Source organism: Methylorubrum sp. Q1 (genome assembly GCF_004683995.1).
In the GTDB taxonomy this organism is placed as follows: domain Bacteria; phylum Pseudomonadota; class Alphaproteobacteria; order Rhizobiales; family Beijerinckiaceae; genus Methylobacterium.
On record NZ_SRHQ01000009.1, the window covers coordinates 1 to 14,078 of the forward strand.

The 14,078-nt window shown below is 67.2% G+C and carries 13 protein-coding genes, 2 tRNA genes and 1 pseudogene; 5 read left to right on the top strand and 11 right to left on the bottom strand.

All coding sequences use genetic code 11. From position 1 onward, the window contains the following. The 7 genes and pseudogenes from E4V01_RS10340 to E4V01_RS10370 form a co-directional block, all read right to left on the bottom strand. Positions 1–381, bottom strand: a pseudogene (locus E4V01_RS10340) (serine peptidase); the annotation flags it as partial. Positions 382–495: 114 nt separating this feature from the next. Next, positions 496–1,233, bottom strand: coding sequence for a DUF2459 domain-containing protein (locus E4V01_RS10345; RefSeq protein ID WP_135298289.1), 738 nt, complete (start codon positions 1,231–1,233; stop codon positions 496–498). Next, on the bottom strand, positions 1,230–3,950 hold the full coding sequence (locus E4V01_RS10350; RefSeq protein ID WP_135298290.1) for a valine--tRNA ligase: 2,721 nt from the start codon (positions 3,948–3,950) through the stop codon (positions 1,230–1,232). The genes E4V01_RS10345 and E4V01_RS10350 overlap by 4 nt, the downstream gene beginning before the upstream one ends. A gap of 132 nt (positions 3,951–4,082) precedes the next feature. Further along, the gene (locus tag E4V01_RS26625) at positions 4,083–4,679 is read right to left on the bottom strand and encodes a PopZ family protein (RefSeq protein WP_286161816.1); all 597 of its coding nucleotides are present in this window, start codon (positions 4,677–4,679) and stop codon (positions 4,083–4,085) included. Positions 4,680–4,804: 125 nt separating this feature from the next. After that, positions 4,805–6,298 carry a TolC family outer membrane protein gene (locus E4V01_RS10360; protein ID WP_245517498.1) on the bottom strand — a complete coding sequence of 498 codons (1,494 nt, stop codon included), beginning with the start codon at positions 6,296–6,298 and terminating at the stop codon, positions 4,805–4,807. 436 nt (positions 6,299–6,734) lie between these two features. Next, the gene (locus E4V01_RS10365; RefSeq protein WP_060771938.1) at positions 6,735–7,385 is read right to left on the bottom strand and encodes a protein-L-isoaspartate O-methyltransferase; all 651 of its coding nucleotides are present in this window, start codon (positions 7,383–7,385) and stop codon (positions 6,735–6,737) included. 167 nt (positions 7,386–7,552) lie between these two features. Beyond that, a tRNA-Cys gene (locus E4V01_RS10370) sits at positions 7,553–7,626 on the bottom strand. A gap of 243 nt (positions 7,627–7,869) precedes the next feature. Between E4V01_RS10370 and E4V01_RS10375 the strand changes: the two genes are divergently transcribed. Then, positions 7,870–7,945, top strand: a tRNA-Asn gene (locus E4V01_RS10375). Positions 7,946–8,236: 291 nt separating this feature from the next. On the opposite strand, the gene E4V01_RS10380 is transcribed toward E4V01_RS10375, so the two are convergent. From E4V01_RS10380 to E4V01_RS10390, 3 genes are all read right to left on the bottom strand, one after another. Further along, positions 8,237–8,611 (bottom strand): DUF4440 domain-containing protein, encoded by a 375-nt coding sequence (locus E4V01_RS10380; protein WP_060771939.1) that lies wholly within the window; start codon positions 8,609–8,611, stop codon positions 8,237–8,239. Between the two features lie 134 nt (positions 8,612–8,745). After that, positions 8,746–9,021, bottom strand: coding sequence for a hypothetical protein (locus E4V01_RS10385; RefSeq protein WP_003600805.1), 276 nt, complete (start codon positions 9,019–9,021; stop codon positions 8,746–8,748). Positions 9,022–9,048: 27 nt separating this feature from the next. Next, positions 9,049–9,303, bottom strand: a complete 255-nt coding sequence (locus tag E4V01_RS10390) for a hypothetical protein (protein ID WP_003600804.1) — start codon at positions 9,301–9,303, stop codon at positions 9,049–9,051. Positions 9,304–9,905: 602 nt separating this feature from the next. Between E4V01_RS10390 and E4V01_RS10395 the strand changes: the two genes are divergently transcribed. Together E4V01_RS10395 and E4V01_RS10400 are read left to right on the top strand one after the other, a co-directional pair. Next, the gene (locus tag E4V01_RS10395; protein WP_245517499.1) at positions 9,906–10,100 is read left to right on the top strand and encodes a PilZ domain-containing protein; all 195 of its coding nucleotides are present in this window, start codon (positions 9,906–9,908) and stop codon (positions 10,098–10,100) included. A gap of 897 nt (positions 10,101–10,997) precedes the next feature. Beyond that, the gene (locus E4V01_RS10400) at positions 10,998–11,204 is read left to right on the top strand and encodes a hypothetical protein (RefSeq protein WP_060771941.1); all 207 of its coding nucleotides are present in this window, start codon (positions 10,998–11,000) and stop codon (positions 11,202–11,204) included. A 43-nt stretch (positions 11,205–11,247) separates the two neighbouring features. Here E4V01_RS10400 and E4V01_RS10405 read toward each other — a convergent pair whose 3' ends face one another. Next, positions 11,248–11,523: a hypothetical protein gene (locus E4V01_RS10405; RefSeq protein WP_060771942.1), complete on the bottom strand. Its 276-nt coding sequence runs from the start codon at positions 11,521–11,523 to the stop codon at positions 11,248–11,250. Between the two features lie 425 nt (positions 11,524–11,948). Between E4V01_RS10405 and pstS the strand changes: the two genes are divergently transcribed. Beyond that, on the top strand, positions 11,949–12,989 hold the full coding sequence (gene pstS, locus E4V01_RS10410; protein ID WP_135298291.1) for a phosphate ABC transporter substrate-binding protein PstS: 1,041 nt from the start codon (positions 11,949–11,951) through the stop codon (positions 12,987–12,989). A 113-nt stretch (positions 12,990–13,102) separates the two neighbouring features. After that, positions 13,103–14,077 carry a phosphate ABC transporter permease subunit PstC gene (gene pstC / locus E4V01_RS10415; RefSeq protein WP_060771943.1) on the top strand — a complete coding sequence of 325 codons (975 nt, stop codon included), beginning with the start codon at positions 13,103–13,105 and terminating at the stop codon, positions 14,075–14,077. The last annotated feature ends 1 nt before the right edge of the window (position 14,078 follow it).

Sequence of the window (14,078 nt, forward strand, 5' to 3'; positions counted from 1 at the left end):
CGAGCCGACCGCGCCGCGCTCGCCGCGCTGCGGCATGCCGCGCCCGCCCGGAGCACCTGGACCGCCCTGGCCGAAGCGCTTGAAGAACTCGCGCAGTTGCGGCGGCACCTGCTGCATGTTGGGGCCGCCGGGGCTGTCGTCGTCATCGTCGGCATTGCTGTCGAGCTTCACCTTCACGGCGACGACACCCGGTTTCACCTTGTCGACGACGTTGGCGAACGAGCCCGGCGGATGCTCGGGCGCTTCGATCGGGGTCTTGGGCAGGGCCTGGGCGTAGGCCTGGGTCGTGGGCTCGGTCAGGCCGAACCCGGCCGCGCCGCCCGCGACGAGGGCGGCTGCGGCGACGGAGGCGAAGGCGCGGCGGCGGACAGTCATGGTCATGGAGGTCTCCGACGGGAAATGGGTCGGTCGGCCGCCCTTCCGTTCGAACGGCGGGGCGGCGATCCGTGAGGAGACTCCTAGAGGTCCGAGCCTGACCGCCGGATGGCGCGAAGATTACGGTTTGGACAGGTCCGGCTCCGCCTCGCCGGGCGCCGAGGCCGTCAGGCCGGATCGCCAGCGCATGTCGGCAAGGAGACCCGACGGATGCGTGTCGAGCACCGGCGTGATCGGCAACCCTGCCGCATTGAGGAGACCCGCCGCCCAGTGATTGCAGACGTTGCTGTAGGAGAAACGCCCATGCGCCTCATAGAACAGGCTCGGGCCGTAGAGCCCCGGGCCGAGAGCGGCCGGCTGGCCGTCGATAAGGCGAAAGCTCGCCTCCAACCGTGCGAGGAGCTGGGCCAAGCCTCTGCGCGAGAGCGGCACCCGGACGATGTCGGCCTGCGGAAAGCTCGTGCGGGCCGGGCGCGCGAGGCCGACGACCTGGATCACGCCGTCGCTCCCGCCGGGCGTGAACAGGGCCGAGAAGGCCAGCCGCCAATCAAAGGCGGCGAGCGTCGGCGTCGCCCGGTAGAAACGGGCCTCGCCCCAGCCGAATTCCAGGGCGTCGTAGGCGGCAAAGCGCGTGGCGAGATTGCGCAGGGCGATGCCCGCCCCCTCCCCCGTCAGGCTGTCGCGCGGCAGGACGAGACCGGAGTGCCAGCCGTGGCTGACGAGGAGCACGGTCTGCGTATCCGGCTCAGCCGGCGGGTAGAGGCTCGGGTCGCCGGGCCGGGCCGTCCAGAGCGTGAGCGCGAGAAGCGCGGCGGCCAGCCCGGCCAGGGCCAGACCGAGCCGCCGCAGCGGTTTCATGCCTCGCTGAGCCGGACCAGCGCTTCCTCGATCTTGGCCAGCCGCGCGGCCTCGCCGTCGCGGCGCTCGCGCTGCTCGTCCACCACCTCTTCCGGCGCGCGGGCGAGGAAGTCGGCATTGCCGAGCTTGCCGTCGATCTTGCCGATCTCGGCCCGCGCCTTGCCGGCCTCCTTCTTCAGCCGCGCGACCTCCGCCGCGAGATCGACGATACCCTCGAGCGGAAGCGCGGCCACGCTGCCCCGCACGAGGAGCTGGACGGCGTTCTTCGGTGCAGCGTCGGCGAAACCGATCTCGGAGAGGCGGGCGAGGCGGGTCAGTGTCTCGCTCCAGCGCTCGACCCGGGCGCGGACGCCCTCGTCCGCGCCCACCAGCACCAGCGGCACCTGGGCGCCGGCGGGCACGTTCGTCTCGGAGCGGGCCGAGCGGACCTCGGAGATCAGATCGACCAGCCAGCCAATCTCTTCCTCGGCCTGTCTGTTCGTGTAGGCCGAGAGTTCGGGCCAGGATTCGAGCGCGAGCAGGCCGCGGGGTGTCGGCAGCACCTGCCCCTTGATCGCCCAGAGCTCCTCCGTGAGGAAGGGCATGAACGGGTGCAGCAGCTTGGCGATCTGGTCGATGAGGAAGGCGACCGTGGCTTGCGTCTCGGCGCGCGCCGCCGGATCGACGCCCTCGCCCTGAAGCACGGGCTTGGCGAGTTCGAGATACCAGTCGCAGAACACGTTCCAGACGAAGCGGTAGGCGGCCGCCGCCGCATCGTTGAAGCGATAGACCGTGATGCCCTGCGCCACCTCCGCCACCGCCTTGGCGGCCTCGGTCAACGCCCAGGCGTTGAGCGTCTCGCGCGCGGCCTCGGGCCGGAAATCGGCCTTGAGTTCACAGCCGTTCATCTCGGCAAAGCGCGCCGCGTTCCAGAGCTTGGTCGCGAAGTTGCGGTAGCCCTCGACCCGTTGCGGCCCGAGCTTGATGTCGCGGCCCGGGGCGGCGAGCGCGGCGAGCGTGAAGCGCAGCGCGTCGGCACCGAAGCGGTCGATCAGATCGACCGGATCGACCACGTTGCCCTTCGACTTCGACATCTTGGCACCCTTCTCGTCGCGGACGAGGGTGTGCAGGTAGACAGTCTCGAACGGCGCCTGATCGGTCAGGTGCAGGCCCATCATCATCATCCGGGCGACCCAGAAGAAGATGATGTCCTTGCCCGTCACCAGGGTGCTGGTGGGGTAGAAACGGGCCAACTCCGGCGTCTTGTCCGGCCAGCCGAGCGTCGAGAACGGCCAGAGCGCGGAGGAGAACCACGTGTCGAGCACGTCGGGATCGCGGCTCAGTGCGACCTCACGGCCGTGCTTGGCCTTGGCCTGCGCGACCGCCTCCGCCTCGCTCGCGGCGACGAAGATCCCGCCCTCGGCATCGTACCAGACCGGGATCTGGTGGCCCCACCAGAGCTGGCGCGAGACGCACCACGGCTCGATGTTCTCGAGCCACTGGAAGAAGATCTTTTCGTAGTTGTCCGGGACGAATCGAGTCTGCCTGTCGCGCACCGCCTGGAGTGCGCGCTCGGCCAGCGGCTTCACGTTCACATACCACTGGTCGGTGAGGTACGGCTCGATCACCACGCCCGAACGGTCACCATGCGGCACCGCGTGGGTGTTGGGCTCGACCAGACGCAGCAGGCCACGCTCCTCCATCAGGGCGACGACCGCTTTGCGCGCCGCGAACCGGTCGAGCCCGTCGAGCGCCAGCGCGGCGTCCTCCGGCTCGGCGCCGTCGAGGAAATCGGCGTTGCCCGCGATCTGGATGCGCGCTTCCGGATCGAGCACGTTGATCGGCCGGCAACCGTTGCGGCGCCCGACCTCGAAGTCGTTGAAGTCGTGGGCGGGGGTGATCTTGACCGCGCCGGTGCCCTTCTCCGGATCGGAATAGGCGTCGGCGACGATCGGGATCAGCCGGTTGACCAGGGGCAGACGCACGCGCTGTCCGACAAGGTCGCGGTAGCGCTCGTCGTCCGGATGGACGGCGACCGCCGTGTCGCCGAGCATCGTCTCGGGGCGCGTGGTCGCCACGGTGATGATCGCGCCGGTCGGCGTGCCGGCCTCGTCCACGACGGGATAGTCGAAGTGCCAGAGATGGCCCTTCACTTCGATCTGCTGGACTTCGAGATCCGAGATCGCGGTCTGGAACTTCGGGTCCCAGTTCACGAGGCGCTTGTCGCGGTAGATCAGCCCCTGCGCGTGCAGATCGACGAAGGTCTTGAGCACGGCGCGGCTCAGGCCCTCGTCCATGGTGAAGCGCTCCCGCGACCAGTCGCAGGATGCGCCGAGCCGCTTGAGCTGGCCGATGATCGTGCCGCCGGACTCTTCCTTCCAGGTCCAGACCCGGCGCAGGAATTCCTCGCGTCCCAGCTCGCGGCGGCCGGGCGCTCCCGTCTCCATGAGCCGGCGCTCGACCACCATCTGCGTGGCGATGCCGGCGTGATCCAAGCCCGGCTGCCACAGCACGTCCTTGCCCCGCATCCGCTCGAAGCGGACGAGGATGTCCTGGATCGTGTTGTTGAGCGCGTGGCCCATATGCAGCGACCCCGTCACGTTCGGCGGCGGGATCACGATGCTGAAGGGCTCGGCGCCGGCCCGCTCGGGGCGTCCGGCGCGGAAGGCCTGGCCCTCTTCCCAGGCCGCGGAGACGCGCGCCTCGACGGCGCCGGGGTCGAAGGTCTTGTCCATCATGGGCGGGGCGGGCTTTTCGAGGCAGCGTTCTAAAAGATGTCGCCGCCGCTATCGGCCCGCCGCGGGGCCGTCGTCAACCGTCGACCCGCCGGTGCTGCGGTGCAATCACCCCGTGATCGAGGTCCGAACGGCTCACCGCCCGCGGGCGACCCGCTCGATCTCGATGCGCACCAGCCGCTCGACCATGTGCGGAAGGTTCTCGTCGAGCCAGCTCTTCAGCATCGGCCGCAGCATCTCCTTGACGAGATCCTCCAGCGTGCGCGCATTCTGCGACAGCACCGTGTGGGCGAGAAGCTGGAAGTGCTGACCGACGCTCTCGCCGGTGCCGGACGAGACGAGCCGCTCCGTCACCTCCTCCTCGACCGCCGCGCGGACGCGCTCGGTTACGCGCGGAGCGGGAGGCGGCTCGGGGGTGAAGTCGAAGGGGTCCGGCTTTTCCGCCGCCAGGGGCTCGAAGTCGGGCTCCGGTTCCGGGTCGAAATCCGGCATGCGGAAGTCGATCTCGGGGATGTCGAAGGCGACGGGCTCCGGCTTGCGCACCGGCTCCGCGACCTCGGCGAGATCGAGCACGTCGTCGTCCTGCGGCGGGGGCGGCGGCGCAGGCGGCGCCTCGACCTCGGCGGGCTTGGGAGCTTGGTCGTCGGCAATGATGCGGCGGATCGAAGCCAGGATCTCCTCCATGGAGGGTTCCTGCGTCTTGTCCTGAACCTTAGGGCTCGCTGCGCTCATCGGGACGATACTCGGTGACGATTGACAAGACGATGACTTGGTTAACGAACTATTGCATCGCCTTGCCCGGCATCAACCATGATCCGCCGCCGGCCAACAGGAAACCGTCGTCCGCGGCGAGGCCGTCAGCGCCCGTCGGGGGTGCGCAGGCCGAACCAGAGGTCGCGCACCTGATCGAGATGTTCGCGGGCAGAGTACGGCGTGACCGGCAGGCTGGTGAAGCGGACGGTGAGCCGGCCGACGGCCTGGACGACATCGTAGGAGTTCACCACGCGGTCGCGCTGGGCGCGGATCAGGGCGACGCGCGCGGAGAGCAGTTCCTGCTGCGCGTTCAGCACGTCGAGGGTGGTTCGCTGGCCGACGCGCGCCTCCTCACGCACGCCGTTCAGCGCCACTTCGTTGGCCTGAACCTGCGCCTGCGAGGCGATCACCTGCGCCTTCGAGGCTTCGAGATTGCCCCAGGTCCGCACGATCGAGGCGCGGATGGTGTCGCGGTCCTGGTCGGCGACGAGGCGGGCGCGCCCGACATTCTCCTTGGCCTGCCGGATCGCGGCGTATTCGGCACCGCCCTGATAAAGCGGAATGTTGACCCGTCCGACGATCGAGGCGGTGACGCCGTTGTCGCCGGGGAACTGCTGATCGTACCGCTGCTGCACCGCTCCGGTGATCTGCGCCTGCGGATAGAGCGCGCCTTCGTTGACCTTCACCTGCAGCTCCGCCACGTCCACGGCGTGCAGCGAGGCGAGGATCTGCGGGTGCTCCTTCAGGCCGATGAGAATCGCCTGATCGAGCGAGGCCGGCACGTAGCGGTCGAGCGGGCGCCCGGGGGCGAGCTGGCGGGGCTCGACGCCGACGACCTGACGGAAGATGCCGATCGAGGCACGCAGGGCCGCCTCCGCCGCGCTCACCTGGGAGCGGGCGCCGGCGAGGCGTGCTTCGGCCTGGGCGACGTCGGTGCGGGTCACCTCGCCGACATTGAAGCGATCGCGGGTCTGACGGAGCTGCTCTTCGAGCACCTCGACGTTGTTGCGCTGAAGCTCCAGCGTCGCCGTGTCGCTCAGGACGTTCATGTAGGCCTGAGCGGCGTTGAACAGCGTGTTCATCTCGGTCTGGCGCAGGCCTTCCCGCGTGCTGAGCACCGTCGATTCGGCCGCGCGCACCCGGTTGTCGGTCTGAAAGCCGTCGAAGACGTTCTGGTTGATGGTCAGGCCCGCGCCGCCCGGGCGGGTCGTGAGATTGATCGGCCCGCTGGCGCCGATGCCGCCGATCTTACCTTGGAATTGTTGGAGGCCGATATCGGCCGAAAGCGCGGCGTTCGGTCGGTAGCCGGACTGGAAGCGATTCACGTCCTCGTCGGTGGCGCGCAGGTTCGCACGCGCCGCGTTCAGCGCCGGGTTGGCCTGATAGGCGCGGGACAACGCGCTCTCAAGGGTCTCGGCAGCCGCCGGACTTGCGACGGCGAGTGCCGAGACGACGGCGCCAGCCAGCCGAAGCGCGGACCGCGCCGCAGGGTTCCGTTCTTTCACGTCGATCAGCCCTTGCGGTTTCTCGATATGCCGTTCCGCCGCACCGCCGTGTCCGCTCCGGTGCGTCGCCCCGGCAAATGCCCCGGGGGACATCGACCGGACGACCCGCACCGTGAGGGTCGCGGCAGGGGTGCCGCATGCACGCCCATGCGTTGGAACGGCCAGCCCGCCTCGTGCCGGAGAGTAGCCGAGCTTGCGCTGCCGACGACAGGGCTTACCGCACCGCGTCGACGGATTGCCGGCGTGTGCCTCAAAAAAGCGACACCCCAGCGGACTAATCCCGCATGGCCACGTGCAGGCACGGGGGAATGCTTGCGCGCGATTTTCGGCGTTCGCCGTACCCGTCACGGCCGTCAGCATGAGATGGAATGGATCGGGGTTGTCGGCCGGGCGCGACGCGCCCGGATTGTGAGGGTGCCAGGGGGCCTGACAGCTGCCCCGGCGCAGGTTCGTGCCTCTCGCAAAGCGTTTGCTGCGCCGCCGTGTCCGAAGGGGAGACGAGCGGTGGCCGGGGGCGCAATGCGTGCTCTCAGAACGCGAAGCCGGGCTCGGTCGCGAAGCTCTTCAGGGCCGGCAGCGAGGCATCGAAGAGCGGGCGGGACCCGAAGGCGTCGCCCGCCCGCACGAACAGGGTCGCCTTGGCGTTGCGGTGCGGACCGAGCACGCAGACCAAACGCCCGTCGTCGCGCAATTGGTCGAGCAGGGCCTGCGGCCGGACTTCGACCCGTCCCTCGACGAGGATGGCATCGAAAGGCCCGCCCTTGGCCGGAGCGCTCAAGGCGCCCTGGACGAGGTCGACGGCGTCGCCGAGGCGCTCGCGGGCGGCGCCGATGAGATCCGGGTCGGATTCCAGGGCGACGACCTCGGCGCCGAGCTGTCGGAGCATGGCCGCACCGTAGCCGTAGCCGGTGCCGACATCGAGGGCGCGGGTGCCGGGACGGATCTTGAGCGCCTGAATCAGGCGCGCCAGCAGCATCGGGGCCGGCATGGCGCGAACCCCGTCCTCGCCCGCATCGAAGGTCAGCGTCTGGTCGATATAGGCGAAATCTTCGCGACCCGGCGGGACGAAGCGCTCGCGGGGCACAGTGTCGAAGGCATCGAGCACCGCGACGTCGTTCACATCGAAGGTCCGGAGCTGACAATCGACCATGAGGCGCCGCGCCTGAGCATAATCGAGCATGAGCCGTCCATCCCTCGCCGCCGCGCCAGACCGTTTCTCCGCCCGCCCGTCGAGCGGCGCCGGCCCGAGCGGGTCGGGTTGTCGTGGATCGTTCCCGGAATTGCAAGGCTCGCACGAGCGCCTTGCATGGCCAGAAACGAGCAGATTGTCAGGGTTGTCGGAAAGCTTGGAGGCCTCGCCCGGAATCGAACCGGGGTGCAAGGATTTGCAGTCCTCTGCGTAACCACTCCGCCACGAGGCCTCGTCGCGGATGCGCGACACTCCGGACCGAGCGGCCGGTCCGGGGCGAGGCGTCTCTAGCAGAGGCTTGACCCGCTCGGCAACGGTCTTGTCGCTCGATCGACACAATCGCCGCCGCTGCACCGCGACCCGGTGGAAAAAGTGCGGCGTCGGCTCAGAAGGTGCAAAAAGCGGCGATAGGACCCTTGCGTCCGAAACCGCCGAAGGCTAATGACCCGCCACCGCCGCTGAGGCGGCCCGGTGATCCCCGATAGCTCAGTTGGTAGAGCAAGCGACTGTTAATCGCTTTGTCGCAGGTTCGAGTCCTGCTCGGGGAGCCAAGCTCTTCAAGGCAATCAGGAAGCCTGCGGTTTCCGCGCTTCGCATTGCACTGCAATGACCGCGAGAACGACGGCTGCGCAGCGCTGATCGCATGTGAGACGCCTGACGGGCTTTGCTGAATTCCCCCCGCATCGCTGGTGCGCTCGCTCCATTCGCTTGACAGGCGTTATGCGCATCGGCCGCGCGCCGCCTCTACGAGCGGTAGAGCCGCCCGGTCTTCAAAGGCGGCTCTATTTCGCGATGTGCTCGGCCCTATCACGAGGCGAGCAAGTCTCTGCGCGACCGGTGCGTTAGTGCTCTGCGTCAACGGCGGGGGCGAGAATGCGCGGGGTTTGCTGGTGTTGTACGACTCGCCACTCCTCGTGCGACAGTCGGCGGTATGTCGAGGTGCAATGGGCCTCGTAGGTCTCTTCGCCGCGTGACGCCTTCACGGAGTAGGCGATGACGATCAGGCCTTCCTGTGGGCGTGCGATCCGACCATCGTCGAACGCGACGCTCGACCAACGCGGTGTGTCCGCGACTGCTTCGATCGCCTGAGCGCCGCCGAAGACGTAGGGCGGCTGCGGCAATGCCATCAAGCACTCGTCATCGATGAGTTCGCGGTAATGATCCGGGTCACCGGTCCAAAGGCTCTTTTCGAACGACCAAACACGATCATCGTCCACGGGGTCCTCCTCGGGTTCTCGAAGTGCCGGGACAAGACCTGCGCGCCGTGATCGTTCCTGGAAAGCACCCGCCCCGATGGTCGCGTGCGTCCCGCCCTACGGATGGCATGCCTCGGCTCAGAGCCGATGCACCCTCAGGCGCTGGCGACCTCGAACTCCATGCCGCGTCCCGGCCCCTGGTCGGCATAATCCACGAGCGTCAATCCCCGCTCGATCAGTGTCTCTTCGAGGATGTCGCGGTGCTTGCGCACCATCTGCCCGATCGCCAGCGGCGTCAGGCGCGGGCTCGACCGGCGCAGGGCATCCACGCCGACATGGGCCGGCATGCCCTCGTTTTCGGCGATCCGTGCGAGCGCCAAACCCAGGTCGCGAGCCTTCGTCTCTGCGGCCGATTTCGGCTTGAAAGCCATGTGATGCCTCTTCTCTCGATGCTTTCGTCAGGCGGCCTGCAGCGTCTCGGCGAAGTCTTCCGGCACCTCGCCGAACCGGCCGAGAATCGTCGCGCTTTCCAACTCCCCCGTTTCGTCGTCCGCCACGATCTGGATCGCGGCGGTGCCCGGCAGCCGTGTGGCCATCGCCTCGGCCCGCTTCAGCGCACCGTTCACCGTCGGCGACACCTGTTGGTCGCCGGGGCACAGGCGTTTGCGCTTCAGAATGAAGGTCTGCACGAGGTAGGTCGTCCGCATCGTCACCGTCGTTCTCCCGCACCAGGGCCGAATCAGCCGCCATTCACGCATCGGGCAAGCCGGATATCGGCCGCCCGCTTGTTCTATTTTCGTTCTAGCATGAAAGATGGCGCTGCGTGAGCCCGTTTTGCAGCGCCGACACGCTTGGTGGGCGACGGTCTGCGGGGATAACGATCAGCCGCCACCGATACCGGCGATCACTTTGCCCGTGCCGTTTCAGTCCGGGCAGCTCTCGGCTTCGATCTGCCCGCTTCCGTTCCAGCCAGCCGAATGCAGAGCGGGCACGGCGCCAACCTTTGGGTCATGCCGGCTTATTCCGGGCCAAAGTGGTGGCAGCCCGGGCGATCGGGCTCGTCGTGTGGCTAATGCGCTGTTCAGGCGGAACGCCGCGATCGCGCGATCCTGACATGGCCGCGGCGGCGTGACCCGGTCGGCACGCTTCAAACGCCCTCCCGGCACGAATCGATGCGCGATCGTTCCAACTTTACCGGATGGTGCAACGGCATCTTATCGGGCGTGTGGCACGCTTCGATGCTCACGTGAGGACATCGATGTCCAGTCATGCAGGATTTCCGATCGACACCCCTCCGACGCCCGGTGAGGTCGGGTTGATCGCGGTCGATGAACACACCTCGATCGGGTGCTGGGTCCACGACATCTCCGCGCAGGACGTCGAGATCGTCGTTCCGGACGCCTCCCTGGTCCCGGATGTGTTCATGCTGACATCGTCGGCCAAGGAATCCATCAAGGTGTGCCGCACCCTGTGGCGAACCGACGAGATGATCGGCGCACGGCAGCTTTAGGTCGTCGTCCGGACGGTGGCCGTCGGCTTTCGAAAAAATGCGACGGCAATCGTGAATGGGAGCCGTGCCTCCGAAAGCGCATCGGCTGGCTATCCCTCCACCCGATCCAATGATGCGGGGAGTGTCTTCACAATTCGACGAAATGCGTGAGCCGGTCCGCGTTCAACGAACCGCGCGGGCTCTTGCCGGGTTGATCGTGCCGGTAGTGCCGCATGGCCGAGACCAAACAGCCGGACACAGTCGAAGCCCCGGATCGACCCCGCCTGACGCCCCAAGGGCCATAGCAGCGGCCCGACTTCCGGGGAGGACAGTACCGATTCCCAAGGCGGCGCAAAGCAAGGGCAAGGCGACAAAGCGGAAGGCGAGCCGTAATCGCTGAAACGCGTGACGGGCCGGCTTCTCGAAGAGAAGACCGACCCGCCTGTCGCCTGCGTACCGCATTGGGGGCTGGTAGCCCGACGACACTGATTCAAACGAACCCGGCGTCGCAGATCATCCCGAACCGTGAAGATTGGCGTGACGTCGCCGAGATCGCCAACTTGTTGTCAACGTGCATGTTTTTCGCAAAGTGGTGGCTGCGCAGAAAAATTACATCGCCATCATGTGCGCCATCACACGAAGTCTGCTCTCCACGACTTGGGCAGCGGAACGAGTCGTTTCCATCAAATGATGCGTGGGCGCTCGAATATTCCGGCTTTACGTCGATGCGTACGACCGGAGCGTAGGCAATTGTTGTCCCACCACGGTTCCCGACCGAGGCCGCCTATCATCGCCCACCAATTTCCGGCCTGTTCGTCAACGGTAAGTTTTTGTTAACCATCTCGATGCAATCCTCAGCACCATCGCTCTCCCTTGCCGGTTGCGACACGGTTCCTTCAGATTCGGCCTGGTCGATTCATGGTACATCTCGCGACGGACTACCCCAGCGGATTGATCGTCGAAGCCGCCATGCCCGCTCTGAACGGCGAGAGTCGCGATCGGATCGGACAGGGCCTGCGTGACGCCTATGTCGAGCGCTGCGACGCGCAGCCGATCACCGACGCGCAAGTCGAACTGCTGCTGCAACTGCGGCAGAAAGAGCGTGATCGCCGCCGCAGCGCCTGAGGATCGGGTCTTTCGGTCTCAAGCGACCTTGGCTTGAGATCGATTACTGCCAGCGCCGGGCCATCGGCTGCTGGCGCCGGACCTCGGCGGCACGGATCATGGTCAGAACCCGATCGAGATCTTTGAGCAGAGACGACTCGGTCGCGCGCGCCGCGGCGATTTCCCTGTCATCGCTGCCGAAGCGTTGACGCTGCTGCTGCAGGGTCAGCTCGTCCTCAAGGGCCGCCCGCTCCGCATGGAGCGCGAGGTAGGCCGCCTCCTGAGGATCGGCCGGATCGAGGAGGGGCTCTTCCTCGTGGGATGAATGTGGCTCCGTCACGATGACGGTCTCCTCGGACGTTTCAAGTGTAGGCCCGGTACCACTCTGGATCTCGCGAAGATCGCTCTCGTGGCGCGGCTTACAATGCCCCACGAAACGCCCGGGCGCCGATCACCGCCGTATTGGCTGCGATGGTGCCGCGGGCGTTTTCTGAGAGACACTGGCCCACCTACCTGTGCTGCTAACGCTCTCAGGGCCCAAAACGCTCCCAGGGGGCCGCGTGGTCCCCATCGCGGTTCCATCCCCAGCGAAATTCCGTCTTCTCCCAGGGCTTTCCAAGACCTTCACGGGGCCTGTCATGTCACCGTCATGTCGCCGTCATAGAGGCGGCGCGTCGGTGCACTAGATGGCAGCAGCGTCGCAGCGAGACCGGCTCCGGACGGAGCCGGCCCCGACAATGCGCCCGACACCTTACGGAGATGATCGTGAAACCTTTCACTTACGCTCTGGCCGTCGGCCTCGCGGCCGCCCAGCTCGCGACTTCGGCTCTCGCGGCCGACATCACCGGCGCCGGCGCCACCTTCCCCTTCCCCGTCTACTCGAAGTGGGCGGAAGCCTACCGCAAGGAAACCGGCACGGGCCTGAACTACCAGTCCATCGGTTCGGGCGGCGGCATCAAGCAGATCCAGGCCAAGACCGTCGATTTCGGCGCCACCGACGCGCCGCTCAAGCCCGCGCAGCTCGAGAAGGACGGCCTTGTGCAGTTCCCCACCGTGATGGGCGGCGTGGTGCCGGTCATCAACGTTCCGGGCATCGAGGCCGGCAAGATCAAGCTGACCGGCGAGCTTCTGGCCGACATCTACGCCGGCAAGATCCTGAAATGGTCCGACCCGAAGATCGCCAAGCTCAATGACGGCGTGAAGCTGCCCGACGCCAACATCACCCCGGTCTACCGCTCGGACGCGTCCGGCACGACCAACATCTTCACGACCTACCTCTCGTCGGTCTCCGAGCCGTGGAAGAAGGAGTTCGGCGCCGCCACCACCGTGAGCTGGCCGGTCGGCCAGGGCGGCAAGGGCAACGAGGGCGTGACCGCCACCGTCAAGCAGGTCCCGAACTCGATCGGCTACGTCGAGTCGGCCTACGCCAAGCAGAACAAGCTCGCCTACGCGCTGATCGGGAACAAGGCCGGCAAGTATCCGCAGCCGGACGACACGGCGTTCCAGGCCGCCGCCGCCAGCGCCGACTGGAAGTCGACCCCGGGCTTCGGCATCACCCTGACCAACCAGGCCGGCGACGACGCTTGGCCGATCACCGCCGCCACCTTCATCCTCGTCCACAAGGACGCGGCGGATGCGGCCAAGGCCGGCGACGTGCTGAAGTTCTTCGATTGGGCCTACAAGAACGGTGACAAGCTCGCCACCGAACTCGACTACGTCCCGCTCCCCGACGCCGTCGTCGGCCTGATCCACGAGGAGTGGAAGGGCATCAAGGGCAAGGACGGCAAGCCCGTCTTCGGCATGTAAGCGATCCTCTCAGGCCCTCTCCCGAAACCGGGAGGGGGCCTTTCTCCGAGTGTCCGGCTCGCCTCGCGCGCCACGGCGCGCTAAACGCCACCCATTCGAGAGCCCTTCCGCGGATGACCGCTTTGACCCAGTCCATCGCCGTGGCCAGCGAGAGCGGCGTGCCCCGCACCGCCCCGAGCAAGACCAGCGACCGCCTGTTCCAGGGGGCGGCCTACGGTTCGGCTCTGCTCGTGCTGCTGGTTCTCGCCGGCATCCTCGGCTCGATCGTCTACGGGGCTTGGCCGGCTTTCTCGGAGTTCGGCTTCGGCTTCCTCACCTCCAGCGCCTGGAATATCGGCACCGAGCAGTTCGGCGCTTTGCCGGCGGTGATCGGCACCGTCGCCGCCGCGATGCTCGCCCTCGTCATCGGCGTGCCGGTTTCGCTCGGCATCGCGATCTACCTCACGCAGCTCTGCCCCGGCTGGGCGCGCAAGCCCGTCGCCATGACCATCGAGCTGCTCGCATCCGTGCCGAGCATCATCTACGGCATGTGGGGCCTGTTCGTGTTCGCCCCGCTCTTTGCCCGCTTCGTGCAGGTGCCGGTCTCGAACCTCGTCGAGGGGATCCCGATCGTCGGCACCATCCTCTACGCCCGCATCCCCTCGGGCGTCGGCGTGCTCACCGCCGGCATCATCCTCGCGATCATGATCGTGCCGTTCGTGGCCTCGATCACCCGCGACATGCTCGACCAGATCCCGACCGTCCTGCGCGAGAGCGCCTACGGCATTGGCTGCACCACCTGGGAGGTCGTGCGCCACGTCCTCGTGCCCCAGGCCTCGGTCTCCATCATCGGCGCGATCATGCTCGGCCTCGGCCGGGCGCTGGGCGAGACCATGGCGGTCACCTTCGTCATCGGCAACGCCAACCGGCTCTCGGCCTCGATCTTCGATCCGGGTTCGACCATCGCCTCGCGCATCGCCAACGAGTTCAACGAGGCAGACGGGCTCCAGCTCTCCTCGCTGATGGCGCTCGGTTGCCTGCTCTTCATCATCACGTTCATCGTGCTGATCATCGCGCGCCTCCTCGTGCGGCGCGCCAAGGTCGCCTGAA

Bases quoted from the DNA above. Each gene is read 5' to 3' on its own strand.
- E4V01_RS10345 (WP_135298289.1), bottom strand. From the start codon at position 1,233: ATGAAACCGCTGCGGCGGCTCGGTCTGGCCCTGGCCGGGCTGGCCGCC.
- E4V01_RS10350 (WP_135298290.1), bottom strand. From the start codon at position 3,950: ATGATGGACAAGACCTTCGACCCCGGCGCCGTCGAGGCGCGCGTCTCC.
- E4V01_RS26625 (WP_286161816.1), bottom strand. From the start codon at position 4,679: ATGAGCGCAGCGAGCCCTAAGGTTCAGGACAAGACGCAGGAACCCTCC.
- E4V01_RS10360 (WP_245517498.1), bottom strand. From the start codon at position 6,298: ATGTCCCCCGGGGCATTTGCCGGGGCGACGCACCGGAGCGGACACGGC.
- E4V01_RS10365 (WP_060771938.1), bottom strand. From the start codon at position 7,385: ATGCTCGATTATGCTCAGGCGCGGCGCCTCATGGTCGATTGTCAGCTC.
- E4V01_RS10385 (WP_003600805.1), bottom strand. From the start codon at position 9,021: ATGGCTTTCAAGCCGAAATCGGCCGCAGAGACGAAGGCTCGCGACCTG.
- E4V01_RS10400 (WP_060771941.1), top strand. From the start codon at position 10,998: ATGGTACATCTCGCGACGGACTACCCCAGCGGATTGATCGTCGAAGCC.
- pstC (WP_060771943.1), top strand. From the start codon at position 13,103: ATGACCGCTTTGACCCAGTCCATCGCCGTGGCCAGCGAGAGCGGCGTG.